Source organism: Curtobacterium sp. KBS0715, assembly GCF_005938005.2.
In the GTDB taxonomy this organism is placed as follows: domain Bacteria; phylum Actinomycetota; class Actinomycetes; order Actinomycetales; family Microbacteriaceae; genus Curtobacterium; species Curtobacterium flaccumfaciens.
Genome location: NZ_VCCA02000001.1, coordinates 3264439 through 3282922 on the forward strand (window position 1 = coordinate 3264439; position 18484 = coordinate 3282922).

The following is an 18484-nucleotide window of genomic DNA, read 5'->3' on the forward strand; positions in this document are numbered from 1 at the left end:
GCGCGGTGCGGCCCCGCCCCGCGCCTCCAGGCCGCACGCGGTCGTCCCCGAACCGGGCGTACCTCCCGAAACCGGGCGTACCTGCCGAAACCGGGCGTACCTGCCGAGAAGAAACGACCAGGTATGCCCGAAAGTACCCTCCATCGCACGCGTGATGGGAAGGAACGGGCGCCGAGCCGGAGCGCTCAGGCGAGTGCGTCGAGCACGGCGCGCGCCGTCGCGGCGTCGGTCACCAGCTCGTTGACCAGCCCGCCCCGCACCGCGGCCACGATGCTCGTGACCTTGGCGCTGCCCACGGCGACCCCGACCGCGTGCGGCACGGTCGACAGGATCTCGCGCGAGGTCCGCACCATCCGGTCGCTGCCCGGGAACTCGATCGGCGAGCCGTCCGCGGCGTAGAAGTTCAGGCAGACGTCGCCGGCGGCCCGGTCGAACGCCGCGTCCTCGACCGGGATGCCCCGGGCCAGGGCGTCACGCGTGTGCGTCGGCGCCCCGATGCCGAGGATCGCGCCCTTCGCCCGGCTCCACAGCCCGACGACGTGCTGGAACGCCGGGTCCTCGTCGAGGGTGGACCGCATCGCCGGGGACGGCAGCGCCTGGGCGAACAGGAACGCCGGGATCGCGCCGGAGTGCTCCGCGGCCGTGCGGGTGATCTCGTTCGTCTGGAACCACGGCATCGGATCGGCCTGCCCGCCCACGGTCGGCACGAGCTGCACGCCGGGCATGGTCGGCATGCCGGACCGTGCGACGTCGTACACCGTGCGCCCCGACGACATCAGGACGGCGTCGCCGGGGACGAGTCCCATGCCCTCGACCGCGGCGGCCAGCGGTGCGGCCAGGTCGGCGCCGAGCGTGGCGGCGTGGGTGACCGCCGCGAGGTGCACGGCTCGGAGCCCGAGCACGACCTGCAGCCGTTCGGCGAGTGCCACGGTCTCGTCCTGGAACGGGTCGACGACCTCGATGCGGACGAGTCCAGCCTTGCGGGCCTCGGCCACGAGCCGCGAGACGGTCGGGCGCGAGACGCCGAGGCGCGAGGCGATCTCGACCTGCGTGGCGTCCTCGAGGTAGTACATCCGCGCCGCCTGGTAGACGGTGTCCAGCGGGAACCGGGTCCGCGACGCGTCGGGGCCGGGGCCGGGGCCGGGGCCAGCGGTGCTCTCGGACGACATGGAGCAGGACCCTTCGACTCGATCGGACACCGCGATCGTAGTCCGAGCAGGCCTCAGCGGATCGTGAACCCGCCGTCCACCCGGAGGTCTGCACCGTTCACCATGGCGCTCGACTCCCCCGCCAGGAACAGCACGGCCGCGGCGATCTCGTCGGGGGTCGCGAAGCGGCCGGTGGGGATCTCGTCCTGGTGCCGGATGCCGTTCTCGTTCGCCCAGGCAGCACGGCCGAGGTCGGTGAGGACGACGGTCGGCGACACGGTGTTCACGGTGACGCCGCGGCCACCCCACTCGAGTGCGAGCACGGTCGTCAGGCCGATGACGCCGGCCTTCGAGGCGCAGTAGGCGGCGTGGCCGTCGATGCCGACGTGGGCCGCCTGCGATGCGATGTTCACGATCCGCCCGTACCCGGCGTCGAGCATGTGCCGGCCGACGGCCTGCGCCACGCGGAACGTGCCGGTCAGGTTGACGTCGATGGTCGCTGCCCAGGTCTCGGCAGCCAGGTCCTCTGCCGGGGCGAGCGCGGCGATGCCAGCGCAGTTCACCAGCACGTCGACGCCGCCGAAGTGCCGGACGACGTCCGCGACGGTGCGGGCCACGGAGTCGGCGTCGGTCACGTCGCAGGCGAAGCCGGCATGGAGGCCCGTGGCCGCGTCCGCCCCGTCGGCCGCGGCGTCCGGCCCGGTCGTCACGGGCCCGGCGGACACGGGCAGGTCGGCCGCCGCCGACGTGGCGCCGTCGGCACGGACGTCGACGACGGCGACGCGGGCACCCCGCGCGGCCAGGGCCCGGGCGATGGCGTTGCCGATGCCGGACGCCCCACCGGTCACCACCGCCGTGCGGCCGCTGAAGTCGTTGGTCAGGTCGATCGTGTCGGGGCCCGGTCGGAGGGCCGCGGCGAAGTCCGTCGTCATGTTCGCTCCCTTGCGTTCGCGGCCGAACCTACCAGAAATTGTGTTCTGGACAAACGTTCTGCAGGGTGTACAGTCATCGCCGAAGCCACCCAACGGAGGAACAGCTCATGTCGACGACGACCGAGAACGCGGCCACGACCGCCCCCACCACGATCCCCGCGACGATGCGCGCCGTCGTCGTCCACGGCCCCGGTGACTACCGGCTCGAGGAGCGTCCCGTCCCGACGCCCGGCCCCGGGGAACTCCTGCTCCGCACCGACGCCGTCGGCATCTGCGCGAGCGACCTGAAGTGCTACCACGGCGCCGCGAAGTTCTGGGGCGACGAGAACCGTGCGGCCTGGGCCGAGCGCGACCGCATCCCCGGACACGAGTTCGTCGGCACGATCGTCGCCGGTGACGACACCGCCCTGACCAAGCGTGGCGTCGCCCTCGGTGACCGGATCGCCTGCGAGCAGATCGTGCCGTGCTGGGAGTGCCGCTACTGCCTCGAGGGCGCGTACTGGATGTGCAACGTGCACGACATGTTCGGCTTCAAGGGCTACGACGGCGCGATGGCCGAGTACGTGCTCGTGCCGGCGAAGGCGCTGACCCACCCGGTGTCGAAGGCGCTGCCCGGCCAGGTCGCTGCGTTCTCCGAGCCGTTGTCCTGCGCGTTCCACGCCGTCGAGCGCGGGGACATCAAGTTCGGCGACACCGTGGTGATCGCCGGTGCCGGCCCGATCGGCCTCTCCGCGATCGCCGGTGCGCGGCAGAAGAACCCGCTCCGGATCATCGCGCTCGACGTGGTCGAGGCGAAGCTCGAGCTGGCTCGCAAGGTCGGCGCCGACCTCACGATCAACATCGCCCAGGAGGACGCGGTCGCCCGGGTCAAGGAGCTCACCGACGGCTACGGTGCCGACGTCTACATCGAGGCCACCGGGCACCCGTCCGCGGTGCCGCAGGGACTGAACCTGCTCCGCAAGCTCGGGACCTTCGTCGAGTACTCGGTGTTCAAGGACGACGTGTCCGTGGACTGGTCGATCATCTCGGACGACAAGGAGCTCGACGTCCGCGGCGCCCACCTCGGTCCGCACACCTGGCCGGCGGCGATCAAGCTGCTCGAGGCCGAGACCCTGCCGATGTCGGAGATCTGCACGCACCAGTTCCCGCTCGAGCAGTTCCAGGAGGCCCTCGACCTGGTCGGCGACTCCGCCGGTGCCAGCGTCAAGGTGTCGATCATCCCGTCCCTGACCGCCCCCACCACGGCCGCACCGGCCGCACCGGCCGCACAGGCCGTACAGGCCTGACCGACTCCGCCAGCAGGGAGAGAACGAGCATGTCAACGACGACAGCCCGCGCCACCGGCGCCCGCACGACCGCGCCCCGCACCGAGGGCCGCCTGGACCGGATGGGCATCCCCCGTCCGCTCGCCCTCGGGTTCGTCGCCGTCCTGGTCTTCATGACCGGGAACGGCGTCGAGTCGAACTTCATCACGCCGCACATGGTGGCGGTCCTCGGCAGCCCCGAGGCCACCGTGGCGACGATCGTCACGTTCTACAGCCTCGCCGCACTGATCGGCAGCTACGTCTCGGGGGCCCTGTCCGACCTGGTCGGGCCGCGCCGCGTGATGATCCTCGGCTTCGCCGTCTGGGTCGTGTTCGAGGTCCTGTTCCTGCTGGCACTCGGTGCCGGCGGTGTCCCGTTCGCCGCCGTCACCTACGCGTTGCGGGGGTTCGGCTACCCGCTGTTCGCCTTCGCGTTCCTGGTCTGGGTGAACATCACCACCCCGGTCGAACGGAACGGCTCCGCGGTCGGCTGGTTCTACGTCGCCTTCACGGGTGGCCTGCCGACCCTCGGCTCGCTGTTCGCGATCGGTGCCATCCCGGTGTTCGGCGGCGGCACGGTCGGTGAGACCGGTGCGATGGTCGCCTCGATCGGCCTGGTCGTGATCGGGTTCCTCATCATGCTGTTCGGCGTCCGGCTGCCGAACGGGTTCACGCGCATCGCCCCCGCCGGCGAGAGCGCCTGGCAGGTGCTGACGAGCGGCATCCGCCTGACGGTCACGCGACCGAAGATCCTGATGGGCTTCCTCGTCCGCCTGATCAACACCGCGCCGGAGTTCGGCATGTTCGTCGTGCTCCCCGCGGTCATCGCGAACGAGCGCGGCTGGGGCCAGAGCCGCTGGCTGCTCATGACCGTCTGCGTCTACGCGACGAACATCCTGGTCAACGCCCTGTTCGGTTGGGTGGGCGACAAGATCGGCTGGCAGCGCACCGTCAAGTGGTTCGGCATCGTCGGCTCCGCCCTCGGGCTCATCGCCTGGTGGTACGTGCCGCAGCTCGTCCCCGCCGGGTCGGACTGGGGCTACGTGCTCTCCGTCGTCGCCGGCTGCGTGTTCGGCTGCCTGCTCGCCGGGTTCGTGCCGATGGGCGCGATCATGCCGGCGCTCGCCCCCGAGCACAAGGGCGCCGCGATGGCGATGTACACCACGGCCGCCGGGGGCGCCGCGTTCCTCGGCACCGGTGTCGTCGCCGCGGTCTTCGCCCTGGGCGGCGGCGGCCAGGCCGCCACGTGGACGTTCGTCGGCCTGTACGCCTGCGCCTTCGTGATGATCCACTTCCTCAAGGTCCCGCAGGGCGACCGAGGACACTGAGTTCCGGGCGACGACGGCCGTCCCGTCGTCGCCCGGTGCACCACCCACCACCATCCCCGGAGGACCCGCACCATGACCACGATCCACGACGACCCGGACGAGTTCGCCGAAGACCAGCTGAGCGGCTGGCTCGCGCTCTACGCCGACCGGGTCCGCGGCGTCCACGGCGGCGTCGTCACCCTGCCCACCGAGGGGGCCGCACCGCAGGTCGCCGTCGTCGTCGGGGGCGGCTCCGGCCACTACCCCGCGTTCTGCGGCGTCGTCGGTCCGGGCTTCGCCACCGGCGCCGTCGTCGGCAACGTCTTCACCTCGCCGTCGACCGCGCAGGTCTACTCGGTCGCCAAGGCCGCCGACCAGGGCCGCGGTGTCGTGCTGTCGTTCGGCAACTACGCCGGCGACACCATGAACTTCGGGCTCGCGGCCGAGCGGCTGCGCGCCGAGGGCATCGACACCCGAATCGTCGTGGTCACCGACGACGTCGCCAGTGCCGACGACGAGACGAAGCGGCGCGGCATCGCCGGCGACTTCTCCGTCTTCAAGGCGATGGGTGCCGCCGCTGCCGAGGGAGCCGATCTCGACGAGGTCGAACGGATCGGCCGTGCGTCGAACGCCGCGACCCGCACCATCGGCGTCGCGTTCTCCGGCTGCACCATGCCCGGCGCGACCGAACCGCTGTTCACCGTCCCCGAGGGCCACCTCGGCCTGGGGCTCGGCATCCACGGCGAACCGGGCATCCAGGACGTCCCGCTGCTCCGTGCGACGGATCTGGCGTCCCTGCTCGCCGAACGGCTGCTCACCGACCGCCCCGCAGCCGCCGGCTCCCGGGTCGCCCCGATCCTCAACGGGCTCGGTGACACCAAGTACGAGGAACTCTTCCTGCTCTGGGGCCGGGTGCTGCCCCTGCTGCAGGACGCCGGGCTCCAGGTCGTCGAACCCGAGGTCGGCGAACTCGTCACGAGCCTCGACATGGGCGGCTGCTCGCTGACGCTGCAGTGGCTCGACGACGAACTCGAGCGGCTCTGGCGCGCCGACGCCTACACGCCCGCGTACCGCAAGGTGGCGGCGCCGGTCGCAGCGCTCGTGCCGGCCGACGCGGTGGACGCCGCCGAGGACGAGGCGACGGTCGTCCCGGAGGCGACCGATGCCTCCCGGCAGGCCGCGCAGACGGCGCGAGCCGCCGTCGAGGCCATGGACGCGCTCCTGCGCGAGCACGAGGAGACGCTCGGCCGCATCGATGCGGTCGCCGGGGACGGCGACCACGGCCGCGGCATGGTCAAGGGGATCGGCGCGGCGCGCAAGGCGGTCGACGGGCTCGGCCCGGAGGCCGGGGTCGCCTTCGTCCTCGGACGCGCCGGTGACGCATGGGCCGCGTTCGCGGGCGGTACCTCCGGTGTCCTGTGGGGCGCCGCACTCGAGGCGTTCGGCCGTTCCCTCGGCGACGACCGTGACTCGTACCGGGCGTCCGACGTCGTCGACGCGGCGCAGGCCTTCGCCGACTCGATCGTCCACCTGGGCGGGGCGTCCCGCGGGGACAAGACGCTGCTCGACGCCCTGCTGCCGTTCGTGGACGAACTGCGCGGGGCCGTCGACACCGGCGCACCGCTCGTGGCAGCGTGGGAGACCTCGGCGCGGGTCGCGGTCGAGCAGGCCGAGGCCACCGCCGACCTCACGCCGAAGGTCGGACGGGCAAGGCCGCTGGCCGAGAAGAGCCTGGGGACACCCGACGCGGGTGCCACCTCGATGGGGATGGTCCTCACGCGGATCGGCGAGGTCCTCGCCGCCCGTGCTGACAAGGAAGGAACACACGCATGACGTACCGTCTCGTGATCGGGTCCGACGACGCCGGGTTCGACTACAAGGAGATCATCAAGGCCGACCTGCTCGCCGACGACCGGGTGTCGGGTGTCACCGACGTCGGCGTCGACGCGGACGGCCACACTGCCTACCCGCACGTCGCCGTGGACGCTGCGCGCCTGGTGGCGAACGGCGAGGCCGACCGCGCGATCCTGATCTGCGGCACCGGCCTCGGTGTGGCGATCAGCGCGAACAAGGTGCCGGGCATCCGCGCCGTGACCGCGCACGACTCCTACAGCGTGGAGCGGTCGATCCTGTCGAACGACGCCCAGGTGCTCTGCATGGGGCAGCGCGTCGTCGGCATCGAGCTCGCCCGCCGTCTGGCGAAGGAGTGGCTCGGCTACGAGTTCGACCGTTCCAGTGCCAGCGCCGAGAAGGTCAACGCCATCTGCGAGTACGACGGCAGCGCGCCCGCCGGCGTCGACGCCCAGGCGTAGGTCGCTCGGGTTGCGCACGACACCGGTGTTCGCGCACTGAACACGCCCGTTCGGGTGTTCGGCACGCGGACACCGGTGTCCCGCGAGCCGTTCCGCGCCGCTCAGCCGCGGGCGGCCAGGCGGTGCACGACGGCCTTCGTCGCCTCGTACAGCTCGCGGTAGTCCCGGTAGCCGGCCTCGTACGCCGCGGTCGCTGCAGGGTCAGGCTCGATCACCGTCGCCGGTGGGTTCCACGCACCGATGTCCACGGTGTCGCTCGGCCCCGCGACCAGCTCGGCAGCCAGGTACGCCGAGCCGAAGCATGCACCGATCGTCACGCTCGGCACCGTCTGCCGCAGCCCGGTGACGTCCGACACGATCGTGGGCCACAGCCGTCCGAGCAGCCCGCCGCCGGCCCCGACGAGTTCGCGGACCTCGACCCCGGCGTCGCGCAGCGCCTCGAGGTGGTGCCGTACCGCGTACGCCGTCGCCTCGAGCGTCGCCCGGTAGATGTCCCCGCGCGTGTGCCGGACCGTCAGTCCCGCGAGCACTCCGCGGGCGTCGGGGTCGGCGATCGGCGTCCGCTCCCCCGCGAAGTACGGCAGCATCAGCAGCCCGTTCGCCCCGATGCCGGAGCACCGCGCTTCCTCGAGCATGGTCGACCACTCGCCGTCGACCAGCCGTCGCAACCAGTCCGTGATCGCCCCGGAGGTCGCCATCCCCCCGGACACGCTCGGCTGGCCCGGGTGCGTGCCGACGGTCGTCCACATCCCCGGCACCGCCGTGGGTTCGGCCGTCGGAACGATCATGAACATCGTGGTTCCGTACTGCAGGAACATCCGGCCCGGCACGGACTCACCGACGCTCACACCCTCGGCCCAGGCGTCGATGGTCCCGGCCGTCACGGGGATGCCGGCCGGGAGGCCCGTGGCCGCGGCTGCCTCGGGCGTCACGACGCCCGCCTGGTCGCCCGACCACAGCAGGCGCGGCATGGCGAGACCGGGCGCCAGTCGGTCGCACCACTCCGGGATCCACCGGTTCGTGTGCACGTCGTAGAGGGGTGTCGTCTGGCTGGCCGAGTGGTGGTCGAGGACGTACTCACCCGTCAGCCGCTCGACCACGCGGGACGACGGCATCGTGAACCGGGCAGCCCGCGCCCAGACGTCGGGTCCGTGCCGGGCGAGCCAGGCGAGCTTGACGCCGGCGGCCTGCGTGCTCAGGGCGGAGCCGCAGCGGGCACGGATCGCGCCCTCGCCGCCGAGCTCCGCCGTGACGTCGTCGAGCAGCGTCGCCGTGCGGGTGTCGATGCCGTACAGGATCGCCGGGCCGAGCGGCGCACCGTCGACGTCGGTCAGCAGCGCGCACGGTCCGATGCCGCTCACGCCGACCGCCTGCACCTCGACGTCGGGCACGCGGTCGAGCAGCGAGCGGGTGAGGGCGGTGAACTCCTCCCACCAGACTGCGGAGTCCATCTCGACCAGGCCCTGCTCGGGACGGTCGACGTCGTGTCGGCGGCTCACCTCGGCGAGCACGGTGCCGTCGAACCGGGCCAGCAACGCCTTCGTGCTCGACGTCCCGATGTCCAGACCGAGCACCGCTCGCATGCCGCCTCCTTCGCCGCCACACGACCGCCGCCGGTCGCGCCACGAGTCTACGAGCGACGCCCAGCTGCCTGTCGGGGGCCGGACGTACCGTACCGACGACTCCAATGCTCTACGAGGGGAACCCGATGAAGAAGTCAGCCTGGCTGCCAGCCGTCATCGCACCGGTCGTCGTCGCCGGCGCCGTTGCCGCCCCGATGATCGCGAACGCCGCGAACGACCCGATCGCGGGGACGGACCCCAGCGCGTCGGCCGTCATCGCCAGCATCGCGAAGTCGTCGGACGCCCAGTACTCGGGGAAGCTCTCGCAGACGAGCGCGCTCGGCCTCCCCGAACTGCCGACGGGTTCGGGCGGCTCCTCGCTCGAGGGTGACGCCTCCGACGTGCTCGGGCTGCTCACCGCGTCGCACACCGCCCGGGTCTACGTCGACGGCCCCGACAAGCAGCGCGTCCAGCTGACGCAGCAGCTCGCCGAGCAGGACGTCGTCCGCAACGGCTCGGACGTCTGGACCTGGGACTCGAAGGAGCGCACGGCCACGCACGTGACCCTGCCGAGCGACACCGCGAAGGACCCGCAGGACGGCACGACCACCCCGGCCGACATCGCGAAGCAGGCCATCGACGCGATCACCCCGACCACCACCGTGTCGAAGCCGACCGAGGTCAGCGTCGCCGGACACGACGCCTGGCAGATCACCCTGACGCCGAAGTCGTCGGACACCCTCGTCGGAGCCGTCCGGTTGGCCGTCGACCAGCAGACCGGACTCCCGCTCCGCGCGAGCGTCCAGGCCGCAGGCGCGGACGACCCCGCGGTGCAGGTCGGGTTCACGAGCCTCGACTACGGCGCCCCGGCGGCCCGGCTCTTCGACTTCACCCCGCCGTCGAACGCCAAGGTCACCGAGAAGGACCTGTCCGACGCCGGATCGCACGCGAAGGGCGAGCACGGCGACCACCGTGGCACCCCGAGCGGTGACGAGCCGACCTTCACCGGCACGGGCTGGAGCACCATAGCCGAGCTCCCCGCCGGCACGGTGGACCGGTCCGGGCTCGAGGGCGAGGCCTCCGGCCTGCTCGACCAGCTGACCAAGCCCGTCGACGGCGGCCGTGCCGTGCAGACGTCGCTCGTCTCGGTCTACCTGACCGACGACGGCCGCGTGCTCGCGGGCGCTGTGCCGGTCGCCTCCCTGGTCGACGCCGCGAAGTGAGCGCGGACGACCACGAGGTGAGCACGGCCGGGGCGAGCACGGCCGACCGCGGGGCGAGCACAGCGGCACCGGCGCCCGACCTGGCGATCCGCACCACGGGCCTCCAGAAGGTGTTCCGCAAGCAGCGCGCGGTCGACGGGATCGACCTGGCGGTGCCACGTGGCGCGGTCTTCGGGTTCCTCGGGCCGAACGGTTCCGGCAAGACCACCACGATCCGGATGCTGCTCGGGCTCTCGAGCGCGAGCGGCGGCACCATCGAGCTGCTCGGCGAACCGATGCCGAAGGCGCTGCACGACGTCCTGCCCCGCGTCGGCGCGCTCGTCGAAGGGCCGGCCTTCTACCCGTACCTGTCCGGCCGGGCGAACCTGCAGCGCTTCGACGCCGCCGACCCCACGTCGGACCCGCGCACCCGCAAGGCCCGCGTCGCCGGTGCCCTCGACCGCGTCGGGCTGACCCACGCGGCCGACAAGAAGGCGCACGCCTACTCCCTCGGCATGAAGCAGCGGCTCGGTCTCGCGAACGCCCTGCTGTCCCCGCGCGACCTGCTGGTGCTCGACGAGCCGACCAACGGCCTCGACCCGCAGGGCACGCGCGAGGTCCGCAACCTCATCCGCTCCCTGGCCGACGACGGCACCACGGTGTTCGTCTCGAGCCACCTGCTGGCCGAGATCGAACAGGTCTGCACGCACGCAGCCGTGATGCGGACGGGCAAGATCGTCGCGCAGGGCCCCCTCGACGAGCTGCGCGCAGCCGGGGCCCGGACCGTGACCGTGCGGACGCCCGACGTCGGGCAGGCCGGTTCCGTCCTCACCCGACTCGGGCTCACCCCGCGGCACGACGGCGGGGCCGACGTGCTGGTGGCCGACCTGCCGAACGAGCTACTGCCCGAGACGATCACCGCGGAGCTCGTGCGCGCCGACGTCCGGGTGCGCGGCCTGACCGTGGGCGGCGGCACCCTCGAGGACCTGTTCGTCGCACTCACCGGAGAGGGATTCGATGTCGCAGCCTGACGCGGCCGTGCGCGACCTGCCCGTCCGCCGCCGGCAGCGCCCGTTCGCGCTGCTCGGTTCCGAACTCGCGCTGGTGTTCCGGCGTCGCCGCACCTGGGCGATGCTCGGGGCACTCGCGCTCGTGCCGATCCTGATCGCGGTCGCCGTGAAGCTCACCACGGACGGCGACGACGGTGGGCCGGCGTTCCTCGGCGACATCACCAACAACGGCCTGTTCGTGGCGTTCACCGCACTGACCGTGTCGATCCCGCTGTTCCTGCCGCTGACCGTCGGCGTGGTCGCCGGTGACACCGTCGCGGGCGAGGCCAGCCACGGCACGATCCGCTACCTGCTCGTCGCGCCGACGGGCCGCGTGCGGTTCATCCTGGTGAAGTTCGCCGGTGCCGTCGCGTTCTGCCTGGCCGCCACCCTGCTGGTGGTGCTGGTGGGTGCCGCGATCGGCGCCGTGCTGTTCCCGATCGGCCCCGTCACGCTGCTGTCCGGCACTCAGGTGGGCGGCTGGTCGTACGCCGGCCGTGCCCTGCTGCTCGCGCTGTACGTCGCGATGTCGATGCTCGGGCTCGTGGCGATCGGCATGTTCACGTCGACGCTGACGAACGTGCCGGTCGGCGCGATGGCCGCGACGGTCGTGCTCGCCGGGGCGTCGCAGGTGCTCGACCAGCTCCCCCAGCTCGACTGGCTGCACCCGTTCCTGTTCTCGCACCAGTGGCTCGGGTTCGGCGACCTGCTGCGCGACCCGATCTCGTTCGACTCGTTCGGGTCGAACGCGGTGCTGCAGCTCGGGTACGTCGTGGTGTTCGGGGCGCTGGCGTACAGCCGGTTCGCCTCCAAGGACATCCTGAGCTGACGCGGCAGGGGCCCGGCACGAAGGTGTCGAGCCCCTGCGACGCTCAGCTCGCTCAGCTCGCGGGCGACGCCGATCCGCCGGCCATCGTCTCCGTGTCGGTCCCCCGCGCATCGGCGTACCGGTCACGCAGGTCACGGGCCTTCTCGGAGCGGTACCAGTCGAGCCGCGCCCCGGTCTCCACCGTCTGCATCCCGATCACGACCTTGCCGCGGGACTTCATCTCCGCCAGGTCCTCGTACGCCTCGACGATGTACTCGAACGGGTAGAAGCCCGAGATCAGGACCTGCACGCGGCGGTCCTGCACGGCCTTCGCCAGCAGGGTCAGCAGCTCGCGGGTCTCCTCGTCCTCGGCCGGCGCTCGGAGGAACCGGACCTCGATGTCCCGGCGCTCCTCCGACGACACGAACCGCTCCTGGCCGACCCCGAGGCGTTCGGCCAGGAGCTCGGCGTTGCTCTCGCCGTGGTTGTCGATGAACGCGGTGATCGGTCGGCCGTCGGCGATGTCGCGGATGCGGTCTTCCTCGCCTTCACCGTAGGCGACGGGCAGCGTGCCGATCTGTCGCAGGTAGTCGTGGTTGCGGGGGCTGCCGAGGGCGATCACGGTCGCGCCTGCGTCGTGCGCCAGCTGGCACTCGATGTGTCCGACGCCACCGGCTGCGGCCGAGATCACGACGGTGTCCTGCGGTCCGAGCCGGAGCGACCGGACGACCGACACCGCGGTGCAGCCCGCCAGGTACAGGCCGCCGGCGACCTCCCACCCGACGTGCTCCGGCTTCTTGATGACGGCGCCGCGCGGCACCGCGATCCAGGTGGCGTGGGCGCCGCCGGTCGGCGCGTGCCCCATCACCTCGTCGCCGATGCGGAGGTCCTTCACGCCGTCGCCCCGCGCGCGCACGATGCCGGCGAAGTCGACGCCCTGGTGTGCGGGGAACTCGAGGTCGACGTGGTCGCGGAGCTTCCCCTCGCGCAGGAACCGCTCGATGTGGTTCAGGCCCGCGGCCACGATCTCGACGACGATCTCGCCCGGACCGGCCTCGGGCTTCTGCTGGGGGACGAGCTCGACGACGTCGAAGTCGCCGTACCGGTCGTACTGCACTGCACTGCCGACTCGCATGGGTGCTCCTTCGCTCCAGGTGTGCGTCCGTGCTACTCGGTGTTCCCGCACGCAACCCGAAGACGTGGGGTACCGCGGCTGTGGACGTGACCAGACGACGGACCGGAGGCCCCTGGCGGCGCCGCCACGGGCCTCCAGTCCGTCGTCACGCGCGTCCACCGCGCGTGGGGACCGGGCTCAGTGCTTGCCGGCGGCCGCGATGACGGCGCGGACCGTCCCGGGGTCGAGGCGGAACGCCCGCGGATCGGCGTCGCCCCGGGGCACGCGGACCGGTGTCGACCAGACGGAGCCGTCCGGGGCGACGTCGACGACGAGTGCGCCGCTGTCGACGACGGCCGATTCCTCGTCGTACGGGCCGACGACGTCGGTGTCGTTCGCGACCCCGGGGGCGACGAGGACCGGGACGCCGGCGAGCGACCCGGCGAAGTGGTGGTGGTAGTGGCCGGCGAGGACGACCCGCACGTCGGAACCACGGATGACGTCGGCGAGCGCCTCGGGGTTCTGCAGGCGGAGGGCCTCGTGCAGCTCGGTCGGTGCGGGCAGCGGCGGGTGGTGCAGGACGACGACGGTGCCGTGCGGGGCGTCGTCCGGGCCGCTGTGGGCGTCCTCGGCCAGGACTGTGCGCAGGTGCTCGAGCGCCGTGTCGCTGAGCTCGCCGTACCCGGCACCCGGGACGCTCGTGTCGACGGTCACGATCCGGCGCCCGGTGACGACCGACTGCCCGGAGACCGGGACCGTCGGCGGCAGGTACTCCATCGTGTGCACCAGCGCCGTGCCGCCCTGGCCCAGGACGTGCCCGTTCGCCAGGACCTGCCGGAAGCCCTCGCGCAGGTCGTGGTTGCCGGGGACCGCGACGAAGGCTGCACCGTGCCGCTCCGCCCAGCCGCCGACGCGGTCCCGCACGGTCGCGTAGGACTCGGGGGTGCCGTCCTCGGAGACGTCGCCGGAGACGACCACCAGCCCGATGCCGGGCACCTGGTCGACGTGGGCGAGCAGCCGTTCGAGCGCGGCCGTGGTGTCGACCGCGCCCTGGTGCAGGGCTCCGTCGCCGGTCAGGTGGGTGTCGGAGAGGTGGAGGATGCGGAGGGTCCCGGCTGCTGGCGGCTGCATGCGTCCACGGTAGCCACGGCCCCCGTCAGTCCGGTGCTGCGGGCGCTTGGTGAGCAGGAAGGGTCGGGTCGCGCCGGCGGACCCGACCATTCCTGCTCACGAAGTCTGCGTCCGACCGTCAGTCCGGTGCTGCGGCCAGCTGGTCCTCGAGGTTGAACACCTCGGGCAGCACCCGCGCCGTCTGGTCGGCGCGCCCGGTGGCCCCGGCGAAGAGGTCCCGCATGTGCGCCTCCCACGCCGTGGCCACCTCGGACGCCGCGAGCGCGGCGTCCGCATCGGCCACCGAGTCCGTCTCGTAGTACCCGATGAGCAGCCCGTCGTCGTCGAGGAACAGCGAGTAGTTCCGCCGCCCCGCCGCCGCGATCGTCCGGAGCATCGCCGGCCACACGGCGGCGTGCCGCTCGCGGTAGGCGTCGAGCAGCTCGACCTGCACCTGCAGCCGGAAGCAGACGCGGGTCACCGGCCGGCCTGTTCGCGGCGACGCTGCTCGGCGTCGTGGACGGTGCGCTCGTCGGCGGTGCGGACCGTCCCGGTGACCGTGGTGACGGTGCCGTAGCGCTCGGCCTCGATCGCCTCGAGGGTCTTGCCCTGGGTGCGCGGTGCCCAGATCGTGCCGACCAGGAACGACAGCGCGAGGAGCCCGAGGATCAGGCCGCCGAGGGCCTGCAGCCCGATGTCCGACAGCAGCAGCGGGAACCAGATGCTCAACAGTCCGACCATCACGCGGGCGGCCAGGAACAGCACGCCCTGGGCGCTGGCGCGGTACCGGGTGGCGAAGAGCTCGCTCGTCCACAGGCCGTAGAACGCCTGCGCGCCGATCCCCGACGAGATGCCCCACGCCACGGCGAAGAACAGCAGGGTGCCGAGGTTGGCGGGCGCGTAGATGAGCACGGCCCACGCGATGATCGCCAGCACGGCACCGGCGGCGTAGAGCGCGCGGCGGCTGACCCGGTCGGCGTACCGCATGAAGCCGAAGTACGTCGCGGCCACCGTGCAGCCCCAGACCAGGATCTGCAGTCCGTACTGCTCGGTGACGCTCGTGACCCCGGTCGCCGCGTACACCCGGGGCTGGAAGATGCCGGCCTGCCCGGCGACGGTGTTCCAGAGCGCGTAGACGCCGAACAGGAACAGCATCGCGGTCAGGTTCTTCCGGCGGCTGAACAGCTGCGTGATCCCGTGGAAGAAGTTCGCCGTGCCGGTGGCCGCGCGCTCGTCCTTCCAGATCGCCGACTCGGGCAGCCCGCGGCGGAGCCACCACACGATCGCGGCGACGACGAACAGGTGGGCGAAGATGAGGCGGCTGCCGAGCAGGCCGAGCGGTGCCGCGGCGATCGCCAGGGCGAACCCGACCATCGGCCCGATCGACCACGCGAGCTGCGCCGTGCCGACGTGGGCCGCACGCTTGTCCGCGGGGGCCTGCTCGGCGATGTAGGTCCAGCTCGCCGGCACGCCCGCGCCGACGGCGATGCCGGTCAGGATGAAGCCGACCAGGAGCATGCCGTAGCTGCCGGCGAACACCGCGAGCAGGATGCCGAGCATGTAGAGGAGCAGGTCGTACGTGTAGATGAACTTCCGGCCGTACCGGTCGCACAGCGGTCCGCCGACGATCGCGCCGACGGCGGCACCGAAGGCGTTCGCGGACAGGCTCGCGAGCAGGCCGACCTCGAGGTCACCGATCCGGAACTCCGCCTGCCACAGGCTGAGGCTCGTGGCGATCGCGATGATCGACCCCGACTCGATGTAGTTCGACATGGCCACCGAGACGGTGGCCTTCCAGCCCGTGGTGTTCCGGGCTCCGATGCGGACCGCCATTGGTCCTCCGTTCGCGTGTTCGTCGGTGAATCGTTTCAACGGGACGACGAGGACGATAGCGCTCCGGTGTGCGCGCTGGCAAGAGCGGGTTCGCCCGGCTGCTCCTCGCACTGTGCGAGCGGGCGCTCGCCCCACGCGAGGTTGCGCCCGCACCGTGCGCGGGGCGTTCGCCCCGTGCGACGTTGCGCATGCCGTACGAGCCTTTCCACCCCGCACCGAGTGCGGAGCCTCGCACCAGCTTCACGCCTCGCACCGGCCGCGCGGCTCGCACCAGCTTCACGCCTCACACCAGCCGCGCGCCTCGCACCGTGCGCGGGCAGTGGACGCGACCACCCCATGGACGGGAGGCCCGCCACCGGCCCGCCCCGCGCCTCCCGTCCGCGTTTTCCACAGATCACGGCGCGGGCCGACCGCGCGGACCGCGCCGATGCCAGGATGGCCACATGGCGGTCAGTGTGCGAGAGGTGGCGGCGCTCGCGGGCGTGTCCCTCGGCACGGTGTCGAACGTGCTGAACCGCCCTGACAAGGTCGCTCCCGGCACGGTGGAACGCGTGCAGTCGGCGATCGCGACGCTCGGGTTCGTCCGCAACGACTCCGCACGGCAGCTCCGGGCCGGACGCAGCTCCACCGTCGGGCTCATCGTGCTCGACGGCGGCAACCCGTTCTTCACCGACGTCGCCCGGGGTGCCGAAGACGCCGCGATGGACAACGGCCTCGCGGTCCTGATCGGCAACTCCGACGAGTCGACCGACCGCGAACGCACCTACGTCGACCTGTTCGAGGAACGCCGAGTCGCCGGACTCCTGATCTCCCCCGCCGGCGACGACCTGTCCCGCCTCGCGCGGCTGCGTGACCAGGGCACCGCCGTGGTGCTGGTGGACCGCCGCGCCGACGACGAGCACTTCGCCTCGGTCTCGGTCGACGACATCGCCGGTGGTCGCATCGCGGTCGAGCACCTCGCGGCGATCGGCCGCACCCACATCGCCTTCGTCGGCGGGCCGTTCGGCATCCGCCAGGTCGCCGACCGGCACGCCGGGGCACTCGCCGCCGCACAGGCCGCGGGCATCCGGCTCGAAGCCCTGCCGACCACCTCGCTGTCCGTGCTCGAAGGGCGCCGCATCGGCGAAGCGATCCAGGCACGGCCGGCCGCCGAACGCCCGGACGCCGTCTTCGCCGCCAACGATCTCCTCGCCGTCGGGCTCGAACAGGCCTTCATCATGCGCGGCACCATCGCGGTGCCCGAGCAGATCGCCATCGTCGGCTACGACGACATCGCGTTCGCCGAGTCCGCCGTGGTCCCGCTGACGTCGGTGCGGCAGCCCGCGCAGGACCTCGGTCGTCGCGCGATCGAACTCCTGACGAAGCAGGTCGAGCAGGGGCAGGACATCGACCTCGAGCACGTGGAGTTCACACCGGAGCTCGTGGTGCGGCAGTCCTCCGTCGCCGACGTCTAGGGCGCGGTCCGGACACGGCCCCCCGCCGCCTACGATCGGAGCATGGTGCATGTCCCCCGGCGCGACGGTCCGCCGAGCGTGCACCACGTCGCAGCCCGGGCCGGGGTCTCGCTCGCGACCGTCTCGAACGTCCTGAACCACCCCGAGCGGGTCGCCGACGCGACCGCCGCACGCGTGCGGGACGCGATCGACGCGCTCGGGTACACGCCGAACCGCAACGCCCGGGCGCTGGTGTCCGGCAGCACGCGCGCGATCGGTCTGGTGGTGATGTCGCTGCGGAACTCCCTGTTCAGCGACATGGTCAACGGCGCACAGCTGGCTGCGCGGGAACGCGGCTTCACCCTGCTGATCGCCAGCAGCGAGGACGACCTGCAGGCGCAGGGCGAACACCTCGCCTACCTCGAGAGCGCCCGGGTGTCGGGAATCCTGCTCGCTTCGATGACGGAGTCGCGCGACCAGGTCGAGGTCGCGCGGCGCCACGGCCGACCCGTCGTGTACGTCAACTACGAACCGAGCGAACTCGACGCGTGCGCGGTGGTCGTGGACAACGAGCAGGCCGGGTTCCTGGCGACCGAGCACCTGATCGACCGCGGCTGCCGACGCATCGGGTTCGTGAGCGCCCGTCCGGACCTGCAGCCCGTCGACCGCCGACGGGCCGGCGTGCTGCGGGCCGTCGCGGCGCACCCCGGGGTCGAGCTCGTCGACGTCGACGCCGGGGACATCGACCCGCCGGGTGGCACCGACGCCGGGCTCCGCATCGCCCGGATGCCCGAGGACGAACGCCCCGACGGGGTGCTGGGTGTGACCGACCTGCTCGCGATGGCCGTCGTCTCCGAGCTCCGAGCCGCCGGGATCCGCGTCCCCGAGGACATCCCCGTGTCGGGCTGCGACCACAACTCCGTGGCGTGGGGCGGTGCGGTGCCGTTGACCTCGGTGACGATGCACGGCTCGGAGATGGGTGCGGCTGCGGTGGAACTGCTGCTCGAGGAACTCACCGACCCGATGCACGTGCACCGGACCGTCGTGCTCGGCAGCGAGCTGGTGCCGCGCGAGAGCACGCTCGGTCGCGAGGGCGCGGCCGCAGCAGCCGCCGCGTCCGCCGTCGCGGGCACGATCACGTCGAGCGACCCGAGGCGCACCGAGGCCTGACCGGCGGCGGACCAACCCGCGAGAGCGACACATCCACAGGAGGCCACGCCGTCCGGTCCGCCAGAGCGACAGATCGGCGCGAACGTTCGGCGGCGCACTGTCGCTTTCGCGGGCAGCGGGCGGCGGGCCGACACATCGGCGCGCACGGGCGGTGCGGGCAGCGGGCCACGGGCCGGCGCGCCGACGCGCAGGAGGCGACG

At 72.4% G+C, this 18484-nt stretch carries 16 protein-coding genes; 9 read left to right on the forward strand and 7 right to left on the reverse strand.

The genetic code is table 11. The annotated features are described in order from the left end of the window. Window positions 1-185: 185 nt before the first annotated feature. Complete coding sequence (locus FFG40_RS15535) at window positions 186-1169, reverse strand: sugar-binding transcriptional regulator (protein WP_138803949.1); 984 nt, start codon at window positions 1167-1169, stop codon at window positions 186-188. A gap of 53 nt (window positions 1170-1222) precedes the next feature. After that, window positions 1223-2080 carry a GolD/DthD family dehydrogenase gene (locus FFG40_RS15540; protein WP_138803950.1) on the reverse strand — a complete coding sequence of 286 codons (858 nt, stop codon included), beginning with the start codon at window positions 2078-2080 and terminating at the stop codon, window positions 1223-1225. A gap of 107 nt (window positions 2081-2187) precedes the next feature. Between FFG40_RS15540 and FFG40_RS15545 the strand changes: the two genes are divergently transcribed. The 4 genes from FFG40_RS15545 (at window position 2188) to FFG40_RS15560 (ending at window position 7003) form a co-directional block, all read left to right on the forward strand. After that, on the forward strand, window positions 2188-3366 hold the full coding sequence (locus FFG40_RS15545; RefSeq protein WP_138803951.1) for a zinc-binding dehydrogenase: 1179 nt from the start codon (window positions 2188-2190) through the stop codon (window positions 3364-3366). Between the two features lie 29 nt (window positions 3367-3395). Continuing rightward, the gene (locus FFG40_RS15550; protein ID WP_221935174.1) at window positions 3396-4712 is read left to right on the forward strand and encodes an MFS transporter; all 1317 of its coding nucleotides are present in this window, start codon (window positions 3396-3398) and stop codon (window positions 4710-4712) included. Window positions 4713-4784: 72 nt separating this feature from the next. Further along, on the forward strand, window positions 4785-6524 hold the full coding sequence (locus tag FFG40_RS15555; RefSeq protein ID WP_138803952.1) for a dihydroxyacetone kinase family protein: 1740 nt from the start codon (window positions 4785-4787) through the stop codon (window positions 6522-6524). Next, a complete protein-coding gene (locus FFG40_RS15560; protein ID WP_138803953.1) occupies window positions 6521-7003 on the forward strand; it encodes a ribose-5-phosphate isomerase in 483 nt (160 codons plus the stop codon). Before FFG40_RS15555 ends, FFG40_RS15560 begins: the two co-directional genes overlap by 4 nt. Window positions 7004-7104: 101 nt before the next feature. Here FFG40_RS15560 and FFG40_RS15565 read toward each other — a convergent pair whose 3' ends face one another. After that, window positions 7105-8586, reverse strand: a complete 1482-nt coding sequence (locus tag FFG40_RS15565) for an FGGY-family carbohydrate kinase (RefSeq protein ID WP_138803954.1) — start codon at window positions 8584-8586, stop codon at window positions 7105-7107. Window positions 8587-8711: 125 nt separating this feature from the next. Between FFG40_RS15565 and FFG40_RS15570 the strand changes: the two genes are divergently transcribed. From FFG40_RS15570 to FFG40_RS15580, 3 genes are read left to right on the forward strand one after another with little or no spacing between them, the layout of a single operon-like run. Beyond that, window positions 8712-9788 carry an outer membrane lipoprotein carrier protein LolA gene (locus FFG40_RS15570; protein ID WP_185974211.1) on the forward strand — a complete coding sequence of 359 codons (1077 nt, stop codon included), beginning with the start codon at window positions 8712-8714 and terminating at the stop codon, window positions 9786-9788. Continuing rightward, window positions 9785-10798, forward strand: coding sequence for an ABC transporter ATP-binding protein (locus FFG40_RS15575; protein ID WP_395876531.1), 1014 nt, complete (start codon window positions 9785-9787; stop codon window positions 10796-10798). Before FFG40_RS15570 ends, FFG40_RS15575 begins: the two co-directional genes overlap by 4 nt. Continuing rightward, the gene (locus tag FFG40_RS15580) at window positions 10785-11645 is read left to right on the forward strand and encodes an ABC transporter permease (RefSeq protein WP_027466217.1); all 861 of its coding nucleotides are present in this window, start codon (window positions 10785-10787) and stop codon (window positions 11643-11645) included. Before FFG40_RS15575 ends, FFG40_RS15580 begins: the two co-directional genes overlap by 14 nt. A gap of 52 nt (window positions 11646-11697) precedes the next feature. Here the strand turns inward: FFG40_RS15580 and FFG40_RS15585 are convergent, their stop codons facing one another. The 4 genes from FFG40_RS15585 to FFG40_RS15600 all read right to left on the reverse strand — a co-directional run bounded on the left by FFG40_RS15585 (window position 11698) and on the right by FFG40_RS15600 (window position 15681). Then, entirely contained in the window at window positions 11698-12759 is a 1062-nt protein-coding gene (locus tag FFG40_RS15585) for an NADP-dependent oxidoreductase (protein ID WP_051596869.1), read from the reverse strand. A 177-nt stretch (window positions 12760-12936) separates the two neighbouring features. After that, window positions 12937-13869, reverse strand: coding sequence for a metallophosphoesterase (locus FFG40_RS15590; protein WP_185974212.1), 933 nt, complete (start codon window positions 13867-13869; stop codon window positions 12937-12939). 118 nt (window positions 13870-13987) lie between these two features. Beyond that, window positions 13988-14329 (reverse strand): L-rhamnose mutarotase, encoded by a 342-nt coding sequence (locus tag FFG40_RS15595; protein WP_138803956.1) that lies wholly within the window; start codon window positions 14327-14329, stop codon window positions 13988-13990. Further along, the gene (locus tag FFG40_RS15600) at window positions 14326-15681 is read right to left on the reverse strand and encodes an MFS transporter (protein ID WP_221935175.1); all 1356 of its coding nucleotides are present in this window, start codon (window positions 15679-15681) and stop codon (window positions 14326-14328) included. The genes FFG40_RS15595 and FFG40_RS15600 overlap by 4 nt, the downstream gene beginning before the upstream one ends. Window positions 15682-16124: 443 nt before the next feature. Here FFG40_RS15600 and FFG40_RS15605 point away from each other — a divergent pair, with 443 nt between their 5' ends. Both FFG40_RS15605 and FFG40_RS15610 read left to right on the forward strand, forming a co-directional pair. Then, a complete protein-coding gene (locus tag FFG40_RS15605; protein ID WP_138803957.1) occupies window positions 16125-17135 on the forward strand; it encodes a LacI family DNA-binding transcriptional regulator in 1011 nt (336 codons plus the stop codon). A gap of 42 nt (window positions 17136-17177) precedes the next feature. Further along, entirely contained in the window at window positions 17178-18284 is a 1107-nt protein-coding gene (locus FFG40_RS15610) for a LacI family DNA-binding transcriptional regulator (RefSeq protein ID WP_138803958.1), read from the forward strand. Window positions 18285-18484: the final 200 nt, after the last annotated feature.

Excerpts from the sequence above, each read along its gene's own strand:
- FFG40_RS15535 (WP_138803949.1), bottom strand. The coding sequence starts at position 1,169 with ATGTCGTCCGAGAGCACCGCTGGCCCCGGCCCCGGCCCCGGCCCCGAC.
- FFG40_RS15540 (WP_138803950.1), bottom strand. The coding sequence starts at position 2,080 with ATGACGACGGACTTCGCCGCGGCCCTCCGACCGGGCCCCGACACGATC.
- FFG40_RS15545 (WP_138803951.1), top strand. The coding sequence starts at position 2,188 with ATGTCGACGACGACCGAGAACGCGGCCACGACCGCCCCCACCACGATC.
- FFG40_RS15550 (WP_221935174.1), top strand. The coding sequence starts at position 3,396 with ATGTCAACGACGACAGCCCGCGCCACCGGCGCCCGCACGACCGCGCCC.
- FFG40_RS15555 (WP_138803952.1), top strand. The coding sequence starts at position 4,785 with ATGACCACGATCCACGACGACCCGGACGAGTTCGCCGAAGACCAGCTG.
- FFG40_RS15560 (WP_138803953.1), top strand. The coding sequence starts at position 6,521 with ATGACGTACCGTCTCGTGATCGGGTCCGACGACGCCGGGTTCGACTAC.
- FFG40_RS15565 (WP_138803954.1), bottom strand. The coding sequence starts at position 8,586 with ATGCGAGCGGTGCTCGGTCTGGACATCGGGACGTCGAGCACGAAGGCG.
- FFG40_RS15570 (WP_185974211.1), top strand. The coding sequence starts at position 8,712 with ATGAAGAAGTCAGCCTGGCTGCCAGCCGTCATCGCACCGGTCGTCGTC.
- FFG40_RS15580 (WP_027466217.1), top strand. The coding sequence starts at position 10,785 with ATGTCGCAGCCTGACGCGGCCGTGCGCGACCTGCCCGTCCGCCGCCGG.
- FFG40_RS15585 (WP_051596869.1), bottom strand. The coding sequence starts at position 12,759 with ATGCGAGTCGGCAGTGCAGTGCAGTACGACCGGTACGGCGACTTCGAC.
- FFG40_RS15590 (WP_185974212.1), bottom strand. The coding sequence starts at position 13,869 with ATGCAGCCGCCAGCAGCCGGGACCCTCCGCATCCTCCACCTCTCCGAC.
- FFG40_RS15600 (WP_221935175.1), bottom strand. The coding sequence starts at position 15,681 with ATGGCGGTCCGCATCGGAGCCCGGAACACCACGGGCTGGAAGGCCACC.
- FFG40_RS15605 (WP_138803957.1), top strand. The coding sequence starts at position 16,125 with ATGGCGGTCAGTGTGCGAGAGGTGGCGGCGCTCGCGGGCGTGTCCCTC.
- FFG40_RS15610 (WP_138803958.1), top strand. The coding sequence starts at position 17,178 with ATGGTGCATGTCCCCCGGCGCGACGGTCCGCCGAGCGTGCACCACGTC.